At 66.3% G+C, this 975-nt stretch carries 3 protein-coding genes; all 3 read right to left on the reverse strand.

The window, feature by feature from the left end; all coding sequences use genetic code 11:
* A partial coding sequence (locus ACJH6J_RS30555) for an anti-sigma factor family protein (protein ID WP_406805053.1) occupies positions 1 to 208 on the reverse strand: 208 nt, incomplete at its 3' end.
* 66 nt (positions 209 to 274) lie between these two features.
* Positions 275 to 757, reverse strand: coding sequence for a sigma-70 family RNA polymerase sigma factor (locus tag ACJH6J_RS30560; protein WP_406805054.1), 483 nt, complete (start codon positions 755 to 757; stop codon positions 275 to 277).
* Positions 750 to 975, reverse strand: a 226-nt coding sequence (locus ACJH6J_RS30565; protein WP_406805055.1) for a hypothetical protein, incomplete at its 5' end; no start/stop codon positions are given. The genes ACJH6J_RS30560 and ACJH6J_RS30565, both read right to left, overlap by 8 nt.

A 975-nucleotide genomic window follows, 5' to 3' on the forward strand; every position in this document is an offset into this window, starting at 1 on the left:
CGAGCCGCTTCGGCACCGCCTCGTCCAGCACGCGATCGTAGCGCGCATGCAGCGTCTCGGCCCTCGCGCGCCATGACTGCACCCGTGCCGCGTCGTCGGGATGGGTAGCGAGCCACGCCTCGACATCGCCGCGGCGCTCGGCCGGCAGCTCGTTGTCGACGTAAGCGTGCAGCTCGTCTTCGGTGACGGGGATGTTCGGATCGGTCATATCAGTCGTCTCTGCCAAATCTTGTTCGAAAATCGTTCAAGCGAACACCTGCCATTGCGCACATTATCATTTCACCCGCCGGAGCGCCGGGCGCTGGCCCTCGATCGAGGCCCGCACATGGGCGCGCGCGCGGGCGAGGCGGGACATCACGGTGCCGATCGGAACGCCCTGGATATCGGCGACCTCGCGGTAGCTCATGCCCTCCAGCATCACGAGCAGCAGCACCGAGCGTTGCTCCTCGACCAGCGTCGACAGTGCGCGCTCGATGTCGCGTCCCTCCGCCTCGGTGCCGCTGGCGTCGGCATTGTTGTCGAGCAGCGGCATCAGGGGCGGTCGCCGCGCCAGCGAGCGCCTGCGGTTCTTGTTCAGGTTGGTCAGGATCGTGTAGAGCCAGCTCCTGACGTCGCCGCCGAGAAACAGCCGCTCCGAGCGCAGCGCGCGGACCAGCGTGTCCTGCACCAGGTCATCGGCGATATCCGTGTCACGCGTCAGCGCCCGCGCATGCATCCAGTCTTCGATGGTCGCGGCGACGGCCGCCGTGTCAAACATAACACCCTTGCGGCGTGCCTATTCCGGTTGCGCCAACCTGCGCGTAGTGCGCCTCAGCTGCGGCCGATTTGGGCTTGTCGCCAGCCAAAGTGCTGGTGTACCTCCGAGCCGAAAATTCGAAGCGTGGAAGCCGGGCGCCCGACAGCTCGCTCAGCAAGGACCAGCCGTCACGGGAATGCCGGTGCCAACGATCTACTATATCCGCCACGGCGAGACGT

Origin of the sequence: Mycobacterium sp. SMC-18, from assembly GCF_045310895.1 — a bacterium.
Taxonomy (GTDB): domain Bacteria; phylum Actinomycetota; class Actinomycetes; order Mycobacteriales; family Mycobacteriaceae; genus Mycobacterium.

Coding starts and splice junctions, on each gene's coding strand:
- ACJH6J_RS30560 (WP_406805054.1), bottom strand. CDS start 757: ATGTTTGACACGGCGGCCGTCGCCGCGACCATCGAAGACTGGATGCAT.